14 protein-coding genes are annotated in these 21,363 nt (G+C 75.2%); 5 read left to right on the top strand and 9 right to left on the bottom strand.

Annotation, left to right across the window (positions count from 1 at the left end):
* Nucleotides 1–105: 105 nt before the first annotated feature.
* Together GCE86_RS00585 and GCE86_RS00580 are read right to left on the bottom strand one after the other, a co-directional pair.
* A complete protein-coding gene (locus GCE86_RS00585) occupies nucleotides 106–2,553 on the bottom strand; it encodes a glycoside hydrolase family 2 protein (RefSeq protein WP_154225084.1) in 2,448 nt (815 codons plus the stop codon).
* Nucleotides 2,550–2,705: a hypothetical protein gene (locus GCE86_RS00580; RefSeq protein WP_239542799.1), complete on the bottom strand. Its 156-nt coding sequence runs from the start codon at nucleotides 2,703–2,705 to the stop codon at nucleotides 2,550–2,552. Before GCE86_RS00580 ends, GCE86_RS00585 begins: the two co-directional genes overlap by 4 nt.
* Before the next feature lie 132 nt (nucleotides 2,706–2,837).
* Between GCE86_RS00580 and GCE86_RS00575 the strand changes: the two genes are divergently transcribed.
* The gene (locus GCE86_RS00575; protein ID WP_154225083.1) at nucleotides 2,838–3,857 is read left to right on the top strand and encodes a LacI family DNA-binding transcriptional regulator; all 1,020 of its coding nucleotides are present in this window, start codon (nucleotides 2,838–2,840) and stop codon (nucleotides 3,855–3,857) included.
* A 31-nt stretch (nucleotides 3,858–3,888) separates the two neighbouring features.
* On the opposite strand, the gene GCE86_RS00570 is transcribed toward GCE86_RS00575, so the two are convergent.
* Nucleotides 3,889–6,156, bottom strand: a complete 2,268-nt coding sequence (locus GCE86_RS00570) for a putative bifunctional diguanylate cyclase/phosphodiesterase (RefSeq protein ID WP_244317132.1) — start codon at nucleotides 6,154–6,156, stop codon at nucleotides 3,889–3,891.
* Nucleotides 6,157–6,393: 237 nt separating this feature from the next.
* Here GCE86_RS00570 and GCE86_RS00565 point away from each other — a divergent pair, with 237 nt between their 5' ends.
* Nucleotides 6,394–6,771 (top strand): PH domain-containing protein, encoded by a 378-nt coding sequence (locus GCE86_RS00565; RefSeq protein WP_154225082.1) that lies wholly within the window; start codon nucleotides 6,394–6,396, stop codon nucleotides 6,769–6,771.
* A gap of 4 nt (nucleotides 6,772–6,775) precedes the next feature.
* On the opposite strand, the gene GCE86_RS00560 is transcribed toward GCE86_RS00565, so the two are convergent.
* Nucleotides 6,776–7,702, bottom strand: coding sequence for a 2-hydroxyacid dehydrogenase (locus GCE86_RS00560; RefSeq protein WP_154225081.1), 927 nt, complete (start codon nucleotides 7,700–7,702; stop codon nucleotides 6,776–6,778).
* 142 nt (nucleotides 7,703–7,844) lie between these two features.
* On the opposite strand from GCE86_RS00560, the gene GCE86_RS00555 reads away from it, so the two are divergent.
* From GCE86_RS00555 to GCE86_RS00545, 3 genes are read left to right on the top strand one after another with little or no spacing between them, the layout of a single operon-like run.
* Entirely contained in the window at nucleotides 7,845–9,650 is a 1,806-nt protein-coding gene (locus tag GCE86_RS00555) for a SpoIIE family protein phosphatase (protein ID WP_154225080.1), read from the top strand.
* 58 nt (nucleotides 9,651–9,708) lie between these two features.
* Nucleotides 9,709–10,884, top strand: coding sequence for a PQQ-dependent sugar dehydrogenase (locus GCE86_RS00550; RefSeq protein ID WP_154225079.1), 1,176 nt, complete (start codon nucleotides 9,709–9,711; stop codon nucleotides 10,882–10,884).
* A gap of 54 nt (nucleotides 10,885–10,938) precedes the next feature.
* Nucleotides 10,939–12,549 carry a metallophosphoesterase gene (locus GCE86_RS00545; protein ID WP_154225078.1) on the top strand — a complete coding sequence of 537 codons (1,611 nt, stop codon included), beginning with the start codon at nucleotides 10,939–10,941 and terminating at the stop codon, nucleotides 12,547–12,549.
* A 3-nt stretch (nucleotides 12,550–12,552) separates the two neighbouring features.
* Here the strand turns inward: GCE86_RS00545 and GCE86_RS00540 are convergent, their stop codons facing one another.
* The 5 genes from GCE86_RS00540 to GCE86_RS00520 all read right to left on the bottom strand — a co-directional run bounded on the left by GCE86_RS00540 (nucleotide 12,553) and on the right by GCE86_RS00520 (nucleotide 21,253).
* A complete protein-coding gene (locus GCE86_RS00540; protein WP_154225077.1) occupies nucleotides 12,553–14,910 on the bottom strand; it encodes a transketolase-like TK C-terminal-containing protein in 2,358 nt (785 codons plus the stop codon).
* Between the two features lie 93 nt (nucleotides 14,911–15,003).
* A complete protein-coding gene (gene gatB, locus GCE86_RS00535; protein WP_154225076.1) occupies nucleotides 15,004–16,503 on the bottom strand; it encodes an Asp-tRNA(Asn)/Glu-tRNA(Gln) amidotransferase subunit GatB in 1,500 nt (499 codons plus the stop codon).
* A 13-nt stretch (nucleotides 16,504–16,516) separates the two neighbouring features.
* Nucleotides 16,517–17,992 (bottom strand): Asp-tRNA(Asn)/Glu-tRNA(Gln) amidotransferase subunit GatA, encoded by a 1,476-nt coding sequence (gene gatA / locus GCE86_RS00530; protein ID WP_154225075.1) that lies wholly within the window; start codon nucleotides 17,990–17,992, stop codon nucleotides 16,517–16,519.
* Nucleotides 17,989–18,294 (bottom strand): Asp-tRNA(Asn)/Glu-tRNA(Gln) amidotransferase subunit GatC, encoded by a 306-nt coding sequence (gatC, locus tag GCE86_RS00525; protein WP_154225074.1) that lies wholly within the window; start codon nucleotides 18,292–18,294, stop codon nucleotides 17,989–17,991. Before gatC ends, gatA begins: the two co-directional genes overlap by 4 nt.
* Before the next feature lie 151 nt (nucleotides 18,295–18,445).
* On the bottom strand, nucleotides 18,446–21,253 hold the full coding sequence (locus GCE86_RS00520) for a bifunctional diguanylate cyclase/phosphodiesterase (RefSeq protein WP_154225073.1): 2,808 nt from the start codon (nucleotides 21,251–21,253) through the stop codon (nucleotides 18,446–18,448).
* Nucleotides 21,254–21,363: the final 110 nt, after the last annotated feature.

The following is a 21,363-nucleotide window of genomic DNA, read 5'->3' as shown; positions in this document are numbered from 1 at the left end:
AAAACCCTGAAGACTTTAGCACTTGCGAAAATCTTCAACTAGCTGCCGAGATCTTGGCGACTTGCCGTCCGCCACGAACGGCAACTCGCCAAGATCCAGGAACGGTTACCCGGTGAGGTCGTTGACGCAGCGGAGCACCGGGCGGGTGGTCAGCGCGGCGGGGTCGAGCGCGGCCCCGGAGTGCACGGTGAAGGTGGCCGACTCCCCCGGCAGCAGGGTGACCAGCGCCCCGTCGACCTGCGCGGACGGGTCGAGCCGGTCCGGGAAGAGGGTCAGGTCGCGCAGCAGCGTCCGGGCGGTCACCCGCACCCGCTGCCCGCCCTCGACCGGCTCGACCGTCGCGGCGAGCTCCGCCGCCGGCCACTCGATCTCCCGGTCGGTGGCGAAGAACCACAGCGCCCGCTCCGCGGTCTCCCCGGCCTCCGCGACCAGCAGCTCCCGCCGGGCCTCGTCCGGCCGCGCCAGCTCCGCCGGCAGCGCCAGCACCACCGAGGAGTACGCCGGGACGTCGAGGTCCACCGAGGTCTTCGCCCTCGGCTCCCCGGTGAGGCCGACCCGGGTGACCGTGGCCGGCGCGTGCCACGCCTCGCCGGTCTCGTTCACCGCCACGAGCGCCAGCCCGCCGTCGCGCGGCTGCACGGTGAGCAGGCGGGGCGCGTAGGCGCGGCGGAGCGCGTACCAGAGGGGTTTGCGCCGCCCGTCGCCGTCGACCGCCGCCCACGAGGTGACCGGCCAGCAGTCGTTGAGCTGCCAGACGATCGTGCCCATGCAGACCGGCCGGTACGAGCGGAAGTGCTCGACGCCGAGCTGGATGGCCCGGGCCTGGTTGAGCTGGGTGAGGTAGTGCCAGTCGTCGAAGCCCGCGGGCGCCGGCAGGTGGGCCTCGAGTCCACGCTGGAGTTTCCGGTCCCCGTCGGCGGCCTTCTGGTGGTGCGCCATCCCGGGCGAGTCGTGGGCGAGGGGCTCGTCGGAGAGGGCCCGGCGCAGCGTCGCGTACGCGGGGGGCGCCTGGTAGCCGAACTCGGCGACGAAGCGGGGCACGTACTCCCGGTACTTCGTGTAGTCGTCGGTGTTCCACACGTCCCAGATGTGTGTGGTGCCGTGCGCCGGGTCGTTGGGGTGCACGTCCTCGCTGCCCGACCAGGGGCTGCCCGGCCAGTACGGCCGGGTGGGGTCCAGCTCGCCGACGACCGCGGGCAGCAGGTCCAGGTAGTAGCCGCGTCCCCAGGTGCGGCCGGCGAGCGGCTCCTGCCAGTCCCAGTCGTGCCAGCCCCAGATGTTCTCGTTGTTGCCGGTCCAGAGCACGAGCGAGGGGTGGCTCGCGAGCCGGGTGACCTGCTCCCGCGCCTCCGCCTCGACCTCGCTGCGGAACGGCTCCTCCTCGGGGTAGGCGGCGCAGGCGAAGAGGAAGTCCTGCTGCACCAGCAGCCCGAGCTCGTCGGCCAGCTCGTAGAAGTCCTCCGACTCGTAGCGGCCGCCGCCCCAGACCCGCAGCAGGTTCACGTTCGCGCCGACCGCCTGCCCGAACCGCTCGGCGAGGCGGGCCCGGGTGACCCGGTTGGGGAACGCGTCGTCGGGGATCCAGTTGACCCCTTTCACGAAGACCGGCACCTCGTTGACGTGCAGGGTGAACGCGGAGCCGTGCGCGTCGGGCGCGGTGTCCAGGCGTACCGAGCGGAAGCCGATCCGCCGGGACCACCGGTCCAGCACCGGGCCGTCCGCGGCGTGGAGCGTCACGTCGAGGTCGTGGAGGGGCTGGTCGCCGTACCCGGCGGGCCACCAGAGCGCCGGATCGCGGACGGTGAGGGTCGCCACGGCCCGGCACTCACCGGCCGGGACGGTGACCTCGACGGCGGCGCCCGCCACGGTGGCCCGCACGGTGAGCGGGCCGTCCTGCATCCGCTCGACCTCGACGTGCAGCTCCACCCGGCCGGTGCCGCCCTCGACGGTGACCAGCGGCCGAACGGTGGCCAGCCGGGCGGTGGACCAGGCGTGCAGCCCGATCTCCTGCCAGATGCCGGCGGTGACCACGGTCGGTCCCCAGTCCCAGCCGAAGTTGCAGGCGGTCTTGCGGATGAAGTGGAACGGCTCCGGGTACGCGTTGGGCCGGTCGCCGAGCCGGTCCCGGTGCGCCTCGGCGTAGCGGTACGCCGAGTCGAAGCGCACGGTGAGCGTGTTGGCGCCCGGCCGGAGCAGCGGGCCGACCGGGAACCGGTAGCCGCGGTGCTGGTTCTCGGTGCGGCCGACCTCGGTGCCGTTGAGGCCGACCGTGGCGACCGTGTCCAGGCCGGCGCAGACGAGGTCGATCCGCTCGTCGTCGCCGGGCGGCCGCTGGACGGTGGTCTCGTAGACCCAGTCGGTGCGGCCGATCCAGTGCAGGCGGTTCTCGTTGTCGTCGAGGTAGGGGTCGGGGATGAGGCCGGCCGCCAGCAGGTCGGTGTGCACTTCTCCGGGGACGGTCGCCGGCACGGCCCGCCCGGCGAGCTCCGGCGGCACCTGCGGACCCGGTACGGCCCGCAGCACCCAACCCTCGTGCAGCGTCTGACGGCTCACGACTTCACCGCGCCTTCCATGATTCCGCGGACGATCTGACGTCCACCGATGAACAGCATGACGAGCAGCGGCACGGTGGCGATGAACGCCCCGGCCAGGACCCGCCGGTAGATCACGTAGTTGCCGCTGGCCAGGTCGGAGACCGCGACCATCGAGCTTAACCGCGCAAGCGGCGCACCGCGCCGGACCGACGGCGCCGCGGGCGGTGCATTAGCGTGACGGCCGCCGGTTCACCCCGGCGGCGGAGACGGGCCCGCGAGGGCCGGACCAGTGGAGGAGCGCCGGTGAAGCGGCCGACCATCGCCGATGTCGCCCGGCGGGCCGGGGTCTCCAAGGGCGCGGTGTCGTACGCGCTGAACGGCCAGCCCGGCGTGTCCGAGGCGACCCGCCAGCGGATCCTGGCGATCGCCGCGGAGATCGGGTTCAGCCCGAGCAGTGCCGCCCGGGCGCTGTCCGGCGCCACCGCCAAGGCGGTCGGCCTGGCCCTGTGCCGGCCCGCCCGGATACTGGGCATCGAGCCCTTCTTCATGGAGCTGATCAGCGGCGTGGAGGCCGAGCTGTCGGCCCGCTCCTACGCGCTGACCCTCCAGGTGGTGGCGGACCAGGACGCCGAGATCGCGGTCTACCGCCGCTGGTGGGCCGAGCGCCGGGTGGACGGCGTGTTCGTCTGCGACCTGCGCACCGACGACCGGCGGGTGCCCGCGCTGGAGGAGTTGCAGCTGCCGGCCGTCGTCATCGGCGGGCCGGGCCACACCGGCAGCCTGGCCAGCGTGTGGTCCGACGACGCGGCGGCCCTGGTCGAGACGGTGGAGTACCTGGTCGCGCTCGGCCACCGGCGGATCGCCCGGGTCGGCGGGCTGCCCTCGCTGCTGCACACCGAGATCCGCACCGACGCGTTCACGCAGGTGTGCCGGCGGCTCGGGCTCGACGAGGCCAGCACGGTGTGGTCCGACTACACCGGCGAGGAGGGGGCGCGGGCCACCCGCCGCCTGCTCAGCTCCGCCGCGCGGCCCACCGCGGTCATCTACGACAACGACGTGATGGCGATCGCCGGGCTCTCCGTTGCCCAGGAGATGGGGCTGGCCGTGCCCGGCGACCTGTCCATCGTGGCCTGGGACGACTCCCCGCTCTGCCAGCTCGTGCACCCGCCGCTCACCGCGCTGGGCCGCGACATCCCGGCGTACGGGGCGCACGCCGCGCGCCAACTCCTCGCCGTGATCGCGGGCGAGCCGGTGGCCGGGCTCCAGGACGAGACCGCCCACCTCACGCCGCGCGGCAGCACCGCGCCGCCGCGCCTGCGCTGAACCGGTTCAGCAACCTGGACGGCCGGCCAGGTCAGCGGGGTGTCGAGGGAAACTCCTCGAACCACGCCTCCACCCGCTCGGCCGGGGCCGGCCGGGCCAGCACGAAGCCCTGCCCGTAGCGGCAGCCGGCCCGCCGGGCGCCGGCCACCTGGGCGTCGGACTCCAGCCCCTCGACCACCACCTCCAGCCCGAGCCGGTCGCCCAGGTTGGCGACCACGTCGATCAGCGGGCGCTGCCCGTCGGCGCCCGGCCCGACCAGGTGCGGGCCCACCTTGAGCAAGTCGATCGGGAGCCGGCGGAGCTGGGCGAGCGAGGCGTGCTCGGCACGGAAGTCGTCGAGCGCGGTGCGGACGCCGAGCGAGCGGAGACCGGCGAGCCGGGCCACCACGGTGGACAGCTCGGCGGCCACCGCCGGCTCGGCCACCTCGACCACCAGGCGCTCCGGCGGCACGTCGTACGCGGCCAGGGCCGTCGCCGTACGGGCCACGAAATCGGGCGCGGCCAGCTCCCGGGGCGTGACGTTGACCGCCATCCACAGCTCCCGGCCGCTGCCCGACCAGTCGGCGAGCTGCCGGCAGGCCCGGTCCAGCACCCACCGCCCGACCTCGCCGAGCAGGTCGAGGTCGGCCGCGACGGGCAGCAGCTCCTCCGGCAGCACCGTGCCCAGTGCGGGACTGCGCCAGCGCAGCAGCGCCTCGGTGCCCACCGGCTGCCGGTCGGCCAGCGCCAGCACCGGCTGGTAGACCAGGTCCAGCTCGCCCCGGGCGACCGCGCCCGGCAGCTCGCGTTCCAGGTCCAGCCGGCGGACCAGCTGCTCCTCCAGGTAGGCGTCGTACCACTCGACCCGGTCGCGGCCGAGCTGCACGGCGCGCCGCCGGGCCAGGTCGGCCTGGCGCAGCACGTCCTCCGGCTCGCCGCCGGTGGTCTCGGCCAGCCCGATGCTCGCCCGGATCCGGCTCACCCCGCCGGGCCGTGGACACGGCTCGGCGAGCGCGGCCAGCAGCCGGGTGCCCAGCGCGTACGCGGGCACCGGGCCGAGGTCGGTGAGCACGGCGAACTCGGTGTCGGTGAGCCGGGCCACCAGGTCGTGCGCGCCGGAGCCGGACCGGAGCCGGTGGACGACCTCGGCCAGCACCGGCCGGTCGAGCACCGCCGTCTCGTCGGCGCCGTGCAGGTCGACCACGAGCAGCGCGCCGCCGGCCCGCCGGGTGAGGGCGTGGACCAGCTCCGCCCGGTCGGCCGGCGGGGTGTCGGCGGGCAGGCGGTCCTCCCCGACGAGGTGCCGCAGCCGTGCCTCGCTGGCGGCCAGCCGCTCGGCCCGGCGCCGCTGGTCGGTGGCCGCGAGGACCTCGCGTACGACCATGGGCGGGATGACGGACAGCCCGAGCGCGATCGCCGGGGCGGTGAACTCGCCCACCGTCCACAGGTGCTGACCGGCGGCCAGCGCCGCGATGCCGGCCGGCGCGGTGAGGCCGGGCCAGGCGGCCGGCGCCGCGTCCCGGCGCGGCCGCTCCCCGGCGGCGGTGCGCCGGGCGCCGGCCGCGGTGAGCAGCGCGCCGGCGAGCAGCGGCGGCGCGACGACCAGCAGGGCCCGCTCCGGGGTGGCGTAGGCGAGCAGGACCACGAGCAGCGCCAGCGCACCGAGCGTGGTGGCCGCGCCGGCATGGCAGCGGGCCGCGCCGGGCCGTCGCCGCCGCTCGGCGAACGCGGCCACCAGCAGGACGGCCAGCGCCAGGGCGCCGCCGACGCTGGCGGCCCGCGCGGCCGGGGGCACCGGACCGGCGGGCAGCAGCACCCAGCCGGCGAAGACCAGGCTGACGCCGAGGCCGGCCACGTCCACGCCGCGCCGCAGCCGTTCACCGCCGGAGAGACGGGAGCGGCCGGGCAACCGCAGCAGGGCGAGCGCGTACAGCGGGGCGGTGATCGTCAATCCGGCCAGCGCGACCGGCAGCCGGTGCGCCGGGTCGCTCAGCGGCAGCACCGCGACGGTGAGGCCGGCGGCCAGCACGGCGGCGTCGAGGATCCCGGCGACACGGCGGGACAGCGCCACCCGGCGGGCCTGCCGGCCGGCGGGCGCGGGGGCGGCCGGGTCGGGTGGCGCGGGCGGGGCGCCGGCCAGCCAGGCGAGCCGGACGCAGGCCAGGGCGGAGCCACCGGCCACGGCGAGCGCCACGGCGGCCGGGCCGGGAACCAGGCCGGCGGCACCGGCGAGGACGAACAGCGCGCCGGCGAGCGACACGGCGAGGTCGGGCAGCGGTGGCCGGCGGAGGGGGCCGGCGGCGGGGTGGGTGACGGGCACGGCGGTCGCCTTCGTGAGGGGGCACGGGGCGGTGCGGTTGCGGTACGACGTGCGGGGTCAACGGGTCGGGTGCGGGTGCGGCCGGCGCCGGACGGGGACCGGCGCGGCCACGCCCATAAACGATCCCGGACACTCGTGGTTACGCGACACCCGACGTGACGCCCGTCACACCTCGCGTCCCGTCGGCGCCCGCCGCCCGCCGGAGCCGGCGCCGGTGCGGGGTGGGATCATCGGGTGGTGAGCCGCGCCGACACCGTCCGTTTCCGCCACAGCCAGGCGATCCTCGTCGCCGCGATCGTCGCGTTCCTCGGCGCGCTGCCGCTGGCGACCGCGCGGTGGTGGCTGCTCTGGGTGCTGCTGATCCCGCTCGCGGTCGGCGTCTGGGCGTGGCGGGCCGGCACCGACGCGGACGCCCGCGAGCTGCGGCTGCGGGCGCTGCTCGGCCAGCGGAGGGTGCCCTGGGAGCGGGTCGCCGAGCTGGCCGCCGACCCGCGCGGCCGGGCGGTCGCCCGGCTCGACGACGGCGAGACGCTGGTGCTCCCCGCGGTCCGCGCCGCCGACCTGCCCCGGCTGGTCGCCGCCACCGGGCAGGCCCTGCCCGAGTCCGCGGGCTGACCGGTCAGTAGCCGTCGACCACCCGGTTCGCCAGCGGTTGCCCGGCGGCGAACCGGCGCACCTGCTCCCCCACGAGCCGGTACGCGCGCGGCAGCAGGCCACGGACCGACCCGGCGACGTGCGGCGTGAGCAGCACGTTCGGCAGCTCCCACAGGGGATGGTCGGCGGGCAGCGGCTCCGGGTCGGTCACGTCCAGCGCGGCCCGCAGCCGGCCCGACGCCAGCTCCGCGACCAGGGCCGGGGTGCGGGCCACCGGGCCCCGGGCGGCGTTGACCAGCAGCGCGCCGTCCGGCATCGCGGCGAGGAACTTCTCGTCGACCAGCCCCCGGGTCTGGTCGGTCAACGGCACGAGCAGCACCACCACGTCCGCCTCGGGCAGGAGGGCGGGCAGCTCGTCCACACCGTGCACGCCCTCGGCCGGACGCGGCGACCGGGCGACCAGGGTGAAGGTCACCTCGAACGGGGCCAGCCGGGCCCGGACGGCCGCGCCGATCGAGCCGGCGCCGACGATCAGCACCCGCTTGCCGGCCAGCTCGTCGGTCGGGGCCACCTCGTCGAACGCCCACTCCCGGCGGGCCTGGGCGCGGGCCAGCGGGCCGAAGCCGCGCAGCGCGGACAGGATCGCGGTGACCACCCACTCGGCGGTGGCCGAGTCGTGCACACCCCGGGCGTCGCAGAGCGTCACGCCCTCGGGAACCCGCCCCACCCAGGCATCCGCCCCGGCGGAAAGGAGCTGCACGACCTCCAGGTCCGGCAGCTCGGCCAGGAACGCGCCGGCGTCCGGGCCGGCGAGAAAGGGCGGCACCCAGAAGCGCACGCCGGCCGGGGACGACGGCGGCCGGGCGGGGTCCTCCAGCACCTCCACGGTGACGCCCGGAGGCAGCTCGCCGACGAGGCCCCGGCCGGCCGGGTGCGGAATCCATACCTTCACGACCGCCGACGATAGCCGTCCCGGACCGCCCGGGCGCGCGGGGTCGTGACGATCACCGCTGGGACGATTGGCGGCGGAGCGCGCGAGGTATAACCGAGGACGGAGCGTCGGCCGGCGCCCCGCACACCGAAGACGGGTGGCCATGAGCGAGGACAGCGCCGGACGCGCGGTCGTGCCGATTCCGGCGCTGACCGACCCCGAGCGCTTGCGGTCCCTCGCGGAGACCCGGCTCGACGCGACACCCGACGAGGCGTTCGACCGGTTCGCGCGGCTGGTCGGCGACCTGCTCGACGTGCCGGTCGCCCTGGTCTCGCTGGTCACCGCCGACCGCCAGTTCTTCCCCGGCGCGACCGGGCTGCCCGAGCCGTGGGCCGCCCGCCGGGAGACCCCGCTGACCCACTCGTTCTGCCAGCACGTGGTCGACGTCGAGGTGCCCATGGTGCTGCCCGACGCCCGGCTCTACCCCCGGGTGCGGCGGAACCCGGCCATCGAGGACCTCGGCGTCGTCGCGTACGCCGGGATGCCGCTGACCGATCTGGACGGCCGGGTGCTCGGCTCGCTCTGCGCCATCGACAGCAAGCCCCGGGCCTGGACCGCCGAACAGCTGCGTACCCTCGCCGACCTGGCCGCTGCCTGCTCGTCCGAGCTGCGGCTGCGGATCGCCGTGGAGAGCGCCGAGCAGGCCCGCCGCCGCGCCGAGGAGGCGCACGACCGGCTCGCCATGCTGGCCGGGATGAGCGAGATGCTGGGCGGCACGCTCGACGTGGCCACGGCGGTCGACCGGCTCGGGCGCGCCATGGTCCCGCTGCTGGCCGACTGGTGTCTGATCACCCTGGTCGACCGTGCGGGCCGGCCCCGTACCGTGGCGGGATTCCACTGGGACCCGGAGCGGGCGGCCGACACCGCCCGGTTCGCCGCGCTGCTGGCCACCGGCCTCGGCCCCGACTCGATCATCCGGTCCGTGCTGCGCACCGGGCGGCCGGTCCGGCGCGAAGCGGCCGCCCTGGCCGACGTCGAGAGGGGCGCCACCAATCCGGAGCTGGTGCCGCTGGCCGAGCGGCTGGGCTTCGGCTCCCACCTCAGCGTGCCGATCACCGCCACCGGCGGCCGGGCCATCGGCGCCGTCACGCTGGTCAACGGCCCGCGCCGGCGCGGGTTCGACGAGACCGACCTCCGGACCGCCCTGGACGTCGGCCGCCGGGCCGGCCAGGCCGTGGGCAACAGCCGGCTCTACGACGAGCAGCGGCACGTCGCCGAGGTGCTGCAGCACAGCATGCTGCCCACCCTGCCCGTGGTGCCCGGCGTCGAGCTGGCCGCCCGCTACCTGCCGGCGGCGGACCGGGTGGAGGTGGGCGGCGACTGGTACGACGCCTTCGTCCAGCCCGACGGCGACCTGGTGGCCGCCATCGGCGATGTCGCGGGGCACGACATCGAGGCCGCGGCGACCATGGGCCAGCTGCGCAACCTGGTCCGGGGCGACGCGTACGGGCGGGGCGACCCGGTCGACGAGATCATGACCCATCTGGACCGGGCCATCCGGGGCCTGCCCGTGCCGACCGTCGCCACCGCCGTCCTGGCCCGGGTCCGCCCGGGCGCGCCGGGGCTGCGGGTCTCCTGGTGCAACGCGGGTCACCCGCCGCCGCTGCTGATCCCCGCCGACGGGCCGGTGCGGGCCCTGGACGGCGACCGGGGGACGCTGCTCGGCCTGACCCGCCCGCCCCGGCGCACCCGCCAGGAGCTGACCCTCGCGCCCGGCGACACGCTGCTGCTGTACACGGACGGGCTGACCGAGCGCCGGGACCGGCCGATCGACGAGGGCGAGGTCGAACTGATGGCGCAGCTCGCCGGAGGTGCCGCGCTCCCCCTCGCGACCCTCTGCGACCGGCTGCTCGCCGCCGCCCACCGGCGGGAGGACGACGTCGCCCTGCTCGCCCTGCGCGCCCGTTGAGCCGCTACCCGGTTCAGTCCGGCCCGGTTCCCCACCCGGCCCGGCTAGGCTGGGCCGGGTGAGGCCGCGTCCCCCGTACCCCCGCGCCGGCCGCCTCCGGGCGGCGCTGGCGGCGTCCTGCGCGACGCTGCTGCTGGGCACCGCCGGCTGTGCCTTCGGCGACCCGGATCCCGACCCGGCCGGTGAGCCGCCCAACTTCCCGTCGCCGTCGACCTCGGCCAGCCCCGGCGGGGCCGGGCAGCAGGTGGTGGCCACGGTGCTGGCGAAGGGGCTCGCGGTGCCCTGGGGCATCGCCTTCCTGCCCGACGGCGCCGCGCTGGTCACCGAACGGGACAGCGGGCGGATCCTCCAGGTCGGCCCGGAGTCGGGGCCGGAGGGGATGACCGTCCGGGTGGTGCAGACCGTCCCGGACGTGGCCGCCGCCGGCGAGGGCGGGCTGCTGGGCATCGCGGTCTCCCCGGCCTACGCCCGGGACCGCACGGTCTTCGTCTACTACACCAGTGCCGAGGACAACCGGATCGCGAAGGTGGAACTGGGCCGGCCCCCGACCCCGATCGTCACGGGCATCCCCAAGGCCGGCAACCACAACGGCGGCGGGCTGGGCTTCGGCCCGGACGGCTTCCTCTACGCCAGCACCGGCGACGCCGGGCGCACCGCTAACGCGCAGGACCCGAAGAGCCTCGGCGGCAAGATCCTGCGGCTCACCCGCGACGGCAAGCCGGCCCCCGGCAACCCCACGGCGGGCTCCCTGGTCTGGTCAACGGGGCACCGCAACGTGCAGGGCTTCGCCTGGACGCCGGACAAGAAGCTGTACGCCGTGGAGTTCGGCCAGAACACCTGGGACGAGATCAACCAGATCAACAAGGGCGGCAACTACGGCTGGCCGCAGGTCGAGGGTCGCGGCGACGACAAGCGCTACGTCAACCCGATCGTGCAGTGGCGCACCGGCGAGGCGTCCTGCTCCGGCCTGGCGTCCGTCGGCCGGCTGCTGATCACCGCCTGCCTGCGTGGGCAGCGGCTCTGGCTGGTCGAGCTGGCCGGCAACGGCACCGTCCTCGGCCAGCCGCGCGAGCTGCTCACCGGCCGGTACGGCCGGCTGCGGGCCGCCGCCGTGGCGCCGGACGGGTCGGTCTGGGTGAGCACCTCCAACCGGGACGGGCGCGGCAAGCCGGCCGGCGACGACGACCGGATCCTGCGGCTGGTCTTCGCGGACGGCGGCGCCGGGCGCAGCTGACCCCGCTTCCCCAGGTTTGCCAAGATCCTTCGACGGGCAGGTCAGAATCTCAGCATGGACGGCCAGGAGAACGAGCAGCACGACGCCGGGGGCGGAGCGGCCCCGGAGGAGGAGCGTGCCCGCCGCCGGTGGCGCCCCGGCCCCCACCTGCGCCGGCTCGGCGTGGTGCTGGCCCTGCTCGTGGTCACCCTCGCCGGCGTGGTGGCCGGCACGTACGCGGGCGGGCACGTAAGCACCGACATCGGGCCGTTCCGCGCGCAGCTCAACCTCAGCCCGTCACTGAGCGGCGGCACCACCGTCGACATCCCGCCGCTGGGCGCGCTGCTGCTGGACAGCCACGACGGGCCGGCCTACCTGACCGTCGAGCTGGGCGCGCTCGACCAGCGGCGCACCGAGGCGCTGATCGACGACCCGGCGAGCATCAGCCGGGCCAGCCAGTCGGCGGTCGAGGACGTCCGGGCCGGCGCGATGCGCCTCGGACTCAAGACCCTCGCCTCAGCGGTGCTGGCCACCCTGCTGCTGGCCGGGCTGGTCTTCCGCGACGTGCGCCGCACCGCGTGGGCCGGCGGGCTCGCGCTCGCGGTCACCGCCGGCAGCCTCGGCCTGGCCGCCGCCACCATCCGGCCGCAGGCGATAGAGGAGCCCCGTTACGAGGGGCTGCTGGTCAACGCCCCGGCGATCGTCGGTGACGCGCGGCGGATCGCCAACGACTACACGAAGTACGCGGAGCAGCTGCAACGGCTCGTCGGCAACGTCAGCAAGCTCTACACCACGGTCTCCTCACTGCCGGTGGTCCAGCCGTCGCCCGGCACCACGCGGGTGCTGCACGTCTCCGACATGCACCTCAACCCGACCGGCTGGCAGCTCATCCGCACCGTGGTGGAGCAGTTCGGCATCGACGTGGTGATCGACACCGGCGACATCACCGACTGGGGCAGCGAGCCCGAGGCCTCCTTCGTCGGCTCGATCGGCCTGCTCAAGAAGCCCTACGTCTACATCCGCGGCAACCACGACTCGGCGCGTACGGCCGCCGCGGTGGCCGCCCAGCCCAACGCCGTCGTGCTGGACAACTCCACGGCCACGGTCGCCGGGCTGACCATCGCCGGCATCGGCGATCCCCGGTTCACCCCCGACAAGGAGACCTCGCCGGCCGGCAGCGGGCTCACCAAGGTGGTCGCCGACCAGGTGATCGGGGCCGGCGAGCAGCTTGCCGTCACCGTGAACAACTCGCCGAAGCCGGTGAACATCGCCCTGGTGCACGACCCGGCCTCGGCCGGCCCGCTCTCCGGCACCTGTCCGCTGGTGCTCGCCGGGCACACCCACGCCCGGCAGGTGTCGAAGCTGCCGCAGGTGCCGGGCAAACAGCCCACCCAGCTCTTCGTCGAGGGCTCCACGGGCGGCGCCGGGCTGCGCGGCCTGGAGGGCGAGAAGCCCACCCCGCTGTCGATGACGGTGCTCTACTTCGACAAGCAGAAGCTGCTCCAGGCCTACGACGACATCACCGTGGGCGGCACCGGGCAGTCGCAGGTCAACCTGGAACGGCACATCATCCAGGACCCGACGAAGGGCGACCAGGTGCCGGTCACCCCGACGCCGACCCGGGGCGGGCCCGCCTCGCCCGCCCCGAACGGCAGCCCGACCGCGACGCCCAGTCCCACGGGCTGACGCTCAGCGCAGCGAGAGCGCGGCCAGCGCGGCGTTGACGATGCTGCCGGGCAGCAGGTCGTGCAACTCGTACAGCTCGCCCACGCTGCCCGACTGGCCGAACTCGTCCACCCCGAGCGGCACGGCCGGGGCGCCGAGCGCCGAGCCCAGCCAGGCCATCGCGTGCGAGGCGGCGTCGTGCACGGTGACCACCGGCACCCGGTCGGCGAAGGCCGACCGCAGCGCGCCGGGCACGCTCGGCACGGTCGCCGTCCGCACACCCTGGCGCAGGGTGCGCTGCCACGCCCGGTAGAGCCGGTCCAGGCTCGTCACGTCGACGACGTGCGCCGCGACGCCCTCCTCCGCCAGCTCCGCGGCGGCCGCGAGGACCTCCGGCAGCACCGCGCCGGAGGCGGCGAGCTGCACGACCGGGGCGTCGGCCAGCTGGGGGTACGCCTCGTGCGCGTCGACGAGCCGGTACGCGCCCGCCACCACCTGCCGGCGCAGCACCGCGTCGCCGATCCGGGCCCGGGCCGCCTCGAACGGGGCCTGGTCGATCGGCCGGGTGCTGAGGCGGAAGTAGTACGCCCCGTCCTCGGCCGGCGCGGCCGTGGCGGCCAGCGCCGCTCCCCCGGCGATCTGGCCGAGCGCGTCGCAGAGCAGCCAGTCGAGGCTGCCGGCGTACGCCGGTTCGCAGAAGGTGACCCCGGGCAGTTCCAGGCCGACGGAGGCCGTGATGGTCGACTGGTGGGCGCCGCCCTCGGGGGCGAGGGTGATGCCGGACGGCGTGCCGGCCACCACGAACCGGGAACCGGAGTAGGTGCCGTAGAGGAAGGCGTCGAGGCCGCGCAGCACGAACGGGTCGTAGACCGTGCCGACCGGCAGCAGCGGCTGCCCGGACAGGTCCCACGACAGGCCGAGCTGGCCGAGCAGCAGGAACAGGTTCATCTCGGAGATGCCCAGCTCGATGTGCTGGCCCGCCGGGGTCTCCGTCCAGCGCAGCATCCGGTCCTCGGTCCAGGAACGCTGCTCGGTCGGGGCGAACACGCCGGTCTTGTTGATGAAGCCGGCCAGGTTGGTGGAGGTGGCCACGTCCGGCGCGGTGGTGACCAGGTAGGGCGCGACCTTCGGGTCGCGGGCCAGGTCGACCAGCACCCGGCCGAAGACCTCCTGGGTGGAGACGGGCTTGTTCACGCGTACCTTGGTGGTCTCCGGGACGGTGACCCCCAGCGACCGCTCGCGCGGCGCGCGGGACAGCGCCTCCCGGCGCTCGCCGGCCCGGATGCCGGCCGGGGACGCCGGGTCGAGGCGGTCCCACTCGGTGTCGCGGGTCAGGCCGTGCGCGGCGCGCAGGGTGTCGACCTGCTCGGTGGTGAGCAGCGCCGAGTGGTTGCGCGGGTTGCCGGCGATCGGCAGGCCCCAGCCCTTGACCGTGTAGGCGAAGACCACGCTGGGCCGGTCGGTGACCGCGTCGCACTGGGCGTAGGCGTCGAGCATCGCCGCAAGGTCGTGCCCGCCCAGGTCGGTGACGAGCGGGCCCAGCTCGTCGTCGGGGATGTCGGCCACGAAGGCGGCCACCTCGGCCGGGGCGCCGTCCAGGAACTGCTTGCGCAGGGCCGGCCCGGCCAGCCCGAACAGCGACTGGTACTGCTCGTTCGGCATCAGGTCGATCCAGTCGCGCAGCGCCGCGCCGCCCGGCCGCTCGTACGCCTCGGCGAGCCGGCGCCCGTACTTGACCTCGACCACGTGCCAGCCGGCGGCCTCGAACTGGCCCCGCCACTGGTTGATCCGCACCCCGGGCACGACCCGGTCCAGCGACTGGCGGTTGAAGTCGACCAGCCACATCACGTTGCCGAGCCCGGTGGTGGCCGGGTCGGCGACGGCCTCCCAGATGTTGCCCTCGTCCAGTTCGGCGTCGCCGATGATGGCGATGAACCGGGCGTGCGGCCGCTCGCCGAAGTGCGCGTCGACGTAGCGGCGGGTGACCGCCGCGAACAGCGGCGCGGCCGCGCCCAGGCCCACGGAGCCGGTGGAGAAGTCCACCCCGTCCGGGTCCTTGGTCCGCGACGGGTACGACTGGAGCCCGCCACGCGCCCGCAGCTTCGGCAGGTAGGACCGGTCCAGGTTGCCCAGCAGGTACTGGACGGCGTGGAAGACCGGCGAGGCGTGCGGCTTGACCGCCACCCGGTCCTCGGCGTCCAGGTGGGCGAACCAGAGCGCGGTCATCGCCGTGACCAGCGAGGCGCTGGACGCCTGGTGGCCGCCGACCTTCACCCCGTCGCCGGTGTCCCGGTCATGGTTGGCCGCGTCCACGATGCGCGTGGCGAGCCAGAGCACCCGCCGCTGGATCTCGTCGAGGACGTCGAGGTCGTGCTGGTTCACGGTGACTCCATCCGGGCGTCGCCGTTGACGCCCACCGAGGGGTTGACGGACAGGAAGGGCCCCTTCGTGGCGAAGGGGCCCTTCCCTGCGGGCTCAGCCCTGGACGCCGAGGCGCTCCAGGATCAGCTCGCGGACGGTCTTGGCGTCGGCCTGGCCGCGGGTGGTCTTCATGACCGCGCCGACCAGCGCACCGGCCGCCGCGACCTTGCCGCTGCGGACCTTGTCGGCGACGTCCGGGTTGGCGGCGATGGCCTCGTCCACGGCGGCGGTCAGCGCCCCGGTGTCGGAGACGACCTCCAGGCCCCGGTTGGTCATGATCTCGGCCGGCGAGCCCTCGCCGCCGATCACGCCCTCCAGCACGATCCGGGCCAGCTTGTCGTTGAGTTTGCCGGCGTCGACCAGCCCCTGCAGCTCGGCGACCTGCTCCGGGGTGGCCCCGACGTCGGAGAGCTCCACGCCGGTCTCGTTGGCCCGCCGGGACAGCTCGCCCAGCCACCATTTGCGGGCGGCGGCCGGGGTGGCGCCGGCGGCCACGGTCCGCTCGATCAGCTCGACCGCGCCGGCGTTGACCACCGACTGCATGTCGAGGTCGGACAGGCCCCAATCCTGCTGGATCCGCTTGCGGCGCAGCCGCGGCAGCTCCGGCAGGGCGGCCTTCAGCTCGGCCACCCAGGCGGTGTCCGGCGCGAGCGGGACCAGGTCCGGCTCCGGGAAGTACCGGTAGTCGGTGGCGGTCTCCTTGGAGCGGCCGGGGGTGGTGTCCCCGGTGTCCTCGTGGAAGTGCCGGGTCTCCTGGGTGATGCTGCCGCCGGCGTCGAGCACCGACGCCTGGCGCAGCATCTCCGAGCGGACCGCCCGCTCGACCGAGCGCAGCGAGTTGACGTTCTTGGTCTCGGTGCGGGTGCCCCACTCCTCGCCCGGCAGGTTCAGCGAGGTGTTGACGTCGCAGCGCAGCGAGCCCTCCTCCATCCGGACGTCGGAGACGCCCAGCGAGCGGATCACGTCGCGCAGTTCGGTGACGTACGCCCGGGCCACCTCGGGGGCGAGCGCGCCGGTGCCGGGGATCGGCTTGGTGACGATCTCGACGAGCGGGATGCCGGCCCGGTTGTAGTCGACCAGCGACTCGGTCGCGCCGTGGATCCGGCCGGTGGCGCCGCCGACGTGCAGCGTCTTGCCGGTGTCCTCCTCGAGGTGCACCCGCTCGATGCCGATCCGCACGGTCTCGCCGTTGACCTCCACGTCCAGGTAGCCGTCGACGCAGAGCGGCTCGTCGTACTGGCTGATCTGGAAGTTCTTCGGCATGTCCGGGTAGAAGTAGTTCTTCCGGGCGAACCGGCACCACTCGGCGATGGAGCAGTTCAGCGCGAGGCCGATCCGGATGGTCGCCTCGATGGCCGCCTTGTTGGCCACCGGCAGCGAGCCGGGCAGGCCCAGGCAGACCGGGCAGACCCGGGTGTTCGGCTCGCCGCCGAAGTCGGTCGGGCAGCCGCACCACATCTTGGTGTTCGTGCCCAGCTCGACGTGGGTCTCCAGACCGATCACCGGTTCGTAGCGCGCCACGACCTCGTCGTACGCGGGCAGTGTCGTCGTCATCGGTGCTCCTGCCTCACAGTGCCGGTGGGGTGAACGTGCCGACCGTGGACTCCAGCGCGGCGGCGACCCGGTACATCCGGTCGTCGGCCATGGTCGGCGCCATGATCTGGAAACCGACCGGGAGCCCCTCGGAGAGGCCGCACGGGACCGAGATGGCCGGTCCGCCGTAGAGGTTGGTCGGGATGGTGAACAGGTCGGCCAGGTACATCTGGTAGGGGTCGGCGGTACGCGCACCGATCGGGAAGGCCACGAACGGGGTGGTGGGCGAGATGAGCGCGTCCACCCCCTCGAAGGCGGCCGTGAAGTCCCGGGTGATCAGGGTGCGGACCTTCTGCGCCTGCCCGTAGTAGGCGTCGTAGTAGCCCGAGGACAGCGCATACGTGCCGATCATGATGCGCCGCTTCACCTCGGGGCCGAAGCCCGCCTCCCGGGTCAGCGACATGACCTCCTCGAGGGACCGGTTGCCGTCGTCGCCGACCCGCAGGCCGAACCGGACGCCGTCGAATCGGGCCAGGTTGGAGGAGCACTCGCTCGGCGCGATCAGGTAGTAGGCCGGCAGCGCGTACTGGAAGTGCGGGCAGGAGACGTCGACGATCTCCGCGCCCAGCTTCGCGAGGGCCTCGACCGACTCGCGGAACGCGGCCATCACACCCGGCTCGGCGCCCTCGCCGGTGAACTCGGTGACCACGCCGAGGCGGACCCCGGTCAGGTCGCCGGACGCGCCGAGCTTCGCGGCGCCCACCACGTCCGGCACCGGGGCCGGGATGGAGGTGGAGTCGCGCGGGTCGTGGCCGCCGATCACCTGGTGCAGCAGGGCCGCGTCCAGCACGGTGCGGGCGCACGGGCCGGGGGTGTCCAGCGAGGAGGAGAACGCCACCAGGCCGTACCGCGAGGTGCCGCCGTAGGTGGGCTTCGCGCCGACCGTGCCGGTGACCGCGCCGGGCTGGCGGATCGAGCCGCCGGTGTCCGAGCCGATCGACAGCGGCGCCTCGTACGCGGCCAGCGCGGCGGCGCTGCCACCGCCCGAGCCACCCGGGATCCGCTCCAGGTCCCACGGGTTGCGGGTCGGCCCGTACGCCGAGTACTCGGTGGAGGAGCCCATGGCGAACTCGTCCATGTTGGTCTTGCCGAGCATCACCGTGCCGGCGGCGCGCAGCCGCTCGACGATCGTCGCGTCGTACGGCGGGCGCCAGCCCTCCAGGATCTTCGAGCCGACGGTGGTCGGCACGCCCTTCGTGGTGAGCACGTCCTTCACGGCGACCGGCACGCCCGCCAGGGGGCCCAGCTCCTCGCCGGCGGCCCGGCGCTCGTCGACGCTGCGGGCCGCGGCCAGCGCGCCCTCGGTGTCGACGTGCAGGAAGGCGTGGACCTGCTCGTCGACGGCGGTGATCCGGTCCAGGTGGGCCTGCGTGACCTCCACGGCGGAGGTCTCGCCCGTCGCCACCAGGCCGGCGATCTCGGCGGCGGTGAGCCGGGTCAGGTCAGTCATGAAGCCACATCCTCGTCCAGGATCCGCGGGACGCGGAACCGCTGCTCCTCGGCGTCGGGCGCACCCGACAGCGCCTCCTGCGGGGTCAGGCACGGCGTCACCACGTCCTCGCGGAGGACGTTGGTCAGCGGCACCGAGTGGGACGTCGGCGGGATGTCCGCCGCGGCGACCTGGCCCACCTGGGCGACCGACTGGAGGATCACGTCCAGCTGGCCGGCGAAGGTGTCCAACTCCTCCTCGGTGACGGCGAGCCGCGACAGTCGCGCGAGATGCGCGACCTCCTCGCGGGAGATGGCGGCCATCGGGTGCCCCCTTCGTGGCTGTCCTGCTGCGTCTGCGGTGTGCCGGCCGCGCGCTCGCCGGGGACGATGACACGCGGTGACCGGAGCGAGTCTATTGCCCTCCGGTCGGGTCGACGCCTCCGACTCCCGGTGCCCGGCCCCGGAGCGCCGGTCAGCGGGACGGGCGGCGCGGCCGCTCGCCGTCCGCCGCGACGGCCGGGTGCACCGGGCGGTAGCGGGACAGCCAGGTGACCAGCTCCTCGGCCGGCATGGGCCGGGCGTAGAACCAGCCCTGCGCCACGTCGCAGCCGGCCGCGTGCAGCAGCCGCCAGGTGCGCTCGTCCTCGACGCCCTCGGCCACCACCCGGAGGCCGAGCGCCGCGGCCAGCTCGATCATCGAACGGACGATCGCCGCGTCGTCCGGGTCGTCGGCCATCCCGAGCACGAACGACCGGTCCACCTTCACCTCGGACAGCGGCAGCCGGCGCAGGTGCTGCAACGACGAGTAGCCGGTGCCGAAGTCGTCCAGCGCGATGCCGACGCCGATCCGGTGCAGCTGGGTGATGCTGGCCAGCACCCGCCGCGGGTCGGCCATCAGCGCGCCCTCGGTGATCTCCACCTGGAGCCGGTCCGGCGGGACGCCGTACCGGGCCAGCCGGTCGGCGATCTGCTCGGCGATCTCGCCGGTGTGCAGGTCCCGGACGCTGACGTTGAGCGCGGCGCGCAGCGTGACGCCGGCCGCGGACCACTTGGCGAGCTGCTCCACCACGTCGTCCACCACCCGGCGGGTGAGCAGCCGCATCACGGCGCTCTGCTCGGCGACCTGGATCAGCTCCCCGGGGTCGACCATGCCCCGGCGCGGGTGCCGCCAGCGCAGCAGCGCCTCGACACCGACCACCTGGCCGGTCGCGATGGCGACCTGGGGCTGGTAGTACATGGTGATCTCGCCCGGGTCGTCGAGGGCGGTGCCCGCACGCTGCTCGGCCGCCCGGGTCCGCGCCGGTGCGGCGCCCTCCGCAGCACGGTCCGGGACGTCCGGACCGCCGCGCTCCGGGCCGTCGGCGGACCGCATTCCGGCCCGGCCACCGGCCTCCTCCCCGGAAGCCCCGGCGGGCGTCGTCTCCGGTCGGCTATCGGGGAGCGCGCCGGGCCGGCCGCCCGGCGGCGCGGGCCGGTCGTCGGGCGTCACGTCCGGGCCGGCCTCGGGGAGCGTGCCCGGCTGGCCACCGAACGCCGGGGCGAGGCGGTCGCCGTCCCCGGGCGCCGGGGCGTGGCGGTCGCCGGGCGCCGGGGTGAGGCTGTCCCCGGGCGCCGGGGTGAGGCGGTCGCCGTCGCCGGACGTCGGGGTGTCCGCCGGGGCCGTGCGGGTGGCCCGGCGGCGGATCGGGTCGGCGCCCGTGACGATGCGGTTGATCAGCTCGTCGTCGTGCCGCACCTCGACCCGCTCGCGCCGCCGCAGCCGCCACCGTGCCGGCGCCTCCAGGTCGCGGCGTGGCGTGACCCGAGCCGAGCCGGGGGCACCGGAGAACCCCTGGCCGGATCGGGGCCGGCCACCGTTGCGGGGCCCGTCGTCGCCGTGGGCGGGTGGGGCCGGTGCGGGCAGGCCGGGCGCCGGCGCGAGGGCCGCGCCGTCGCCGCCGCGGACGCCGGTCGGCTCCTCGGTCGGCGCGGGCGGGCCGGAGTCCAGCACCCGGCGCAGGTCGGCCAGGAGGCTCAGCCGCTCGGCGGAGTTGTGGTCGGACTCGGGCGCGTAGACGGCGACGGTGTCGTTGCGGTGCTTCGCGTCGTACATGGCCACGTCGGCGTGGCGCATGAGGGTGGCGAAGTCCTCGCCGTGCTCGGGGAAGAGGGCGATGCCGATGGAGCCGCCCACGTCCAGCGGCAGGCCGTCCAGCGGCACCGGCTCGGCGAGCGCCGCCACCACCCGGTCGGCCCGCTCCCGGGCCTGGTCGGTGCCGGTGAGCCGGGGTACGACGATGGCGAACTCGTCGCCACCGAGCCGCGCCACCAGGTCCTCCTCACCGATCACCTCGATGAGCCGGGCACTCACCTCGACCAGCAGCCGGTCCCCCACGGCGTGCCCGAGCGCGTCGTTGACGTGCTTGAACCGGTCGAGGTCGAGCAGCAGCAGGGCCAGGTGGGCGTCCGCGTCGCCACGGGCGGCCCGCTCGGCGTGCAGGTGCACCTGCTCGGCCACCTCGGTGAGCAGGGCCTTGCGGTTGGGCAGCCCGGTGAGCGGGTCGAGGTCGGCGAGCTGCTCCCGCTCGGCGGAGAGCCGGGCCATCCGGTAGACCGCGAACAGCGGCACGAGCACCAGCGGGATCAGCGCGGCGCTGGCCCGGGCCGCGGCCACCAGCACCGGGGCGAGCAGCAGCAGCGAGCCGGTGGAGAGCAGCTCGTAGGCGAGGCCCTGCCGGACGCTGGGCCACCAGCGGTCGCCGAACCGCAGCCGGATCGCGCAGCTGACCAGGCCGTAGTTGACGACGAACCAGGCCGCGGTGGCCCCGCCCACCGCCGCCACGTCGGTCCAGTGCAGCCGGCCGTCGCCGAACAGCTCGCCGGGGCCGAGCCGGGTGACCGCGTACGCGGCGGCCAGCGCGCACGCGTACTGGGCACCGTTGAAGGCGGTGCGCCAGCCCGCGTAGCCGAGCCGCCAGCCGGAGACGGCGACCGCCACGGCCTGCACCGCGACGGCCGGACCGAGCCCCCAGCCGAGCAGGATGGCGAAGGTGAAGCAGGTCGACGGGAAGACCGCCGAGGTCTGGCGCCGGCCGGGCGGCACGAACGGGCGGGCGTCGCAGGCGACGGCCAGCGCCGCCATGGTCCAGAAGGCGGCCGGCAGGTGGGGCAGCTCGTCGGGGAGCGCGGCCAGCGGCCCGGCCGAGATGAGCAGGGCCAGGACGCCGACCACGCCGACGAAGCCGAAGAACGGGCCGGTCCGCCCGGGCGGGACGGAGTTTCGCGGGTCGCCCGTCTCCATCGCACCTCCCCGGGGTCGGCCCCTGGCGCGCGCCGTCACACGCCGTACGCCAATGAAACGCCCTTGGTGCCGATTTCCCCGACACGACAGTCACGAATCGGTCGTAGTCG

It is taken from the genome of Micromonospora terminaliae (assembly GCF_009671205.1).
In the GTDB taxonomy this organism is placed as follows: domain Bacteria; phylum Actinomycetota; class Actinomycetes; order Mycobacteriales; family Micromonosporaceae; genus Micromonospora; species Micromonospora terminaliae.
Note: the sequence above shows the minus strand (reverse complement) of the source record. Positions and strands in the feature narration are given on the sequence as shown.

Bases quoted from the DNA above. Each gene is read 5' to 3' on its own strand.
- GCE86_RS00545 (WP_154225078.1), top strand. From the start codon at position 10,939: ATGGACGGCCAGGAGAACGAGCAGCACGACGCCGGGGGCGGAGCGGCC.
- GCE86_RS00555 (WP_154225080.1), top strand. From the start codon at position 7,845: ATGAGCGAGGACAGCGCCGGACGCGCGGTCGTGCCGATTCCGGCGCTG.
- gatB (WP_154225076.1), bottom strand. From the start codon at position 16,503: ATGACGACGACACTGCCCGCGTACGACGAGGTCGTGGCGCGCTACGAA.
- GCE86_RS00580 (WP_239542799.1), bottom strand. From the start codon at position 2,705: ATGGTCGCGGTCTCCGACCTGGCCAGCGGCAACTACGTGATCTACCGG.
- GCE86_RS00520 (WP_154225073.1), bottom strand. From the start codon at position 21,253: ATGGAGACGGGCGACCCGCGAAACTCCGTCCCGCCCGGGCGGACCGGC.
- gatA (WP_154225075.1), bottom strand. From the start codon at position 17,992: ATGACTGACCTGACCCGGCTCACCGCCGCCGAGATCGCCGGCCTGGTG.
- gatC (WP_154225074.1), bottom strand. From the start codon at position 18,294: ATGGCCGCCATCTCCCGCGAGGAGGTCGCGCATCTCGCGCGACTGTCG.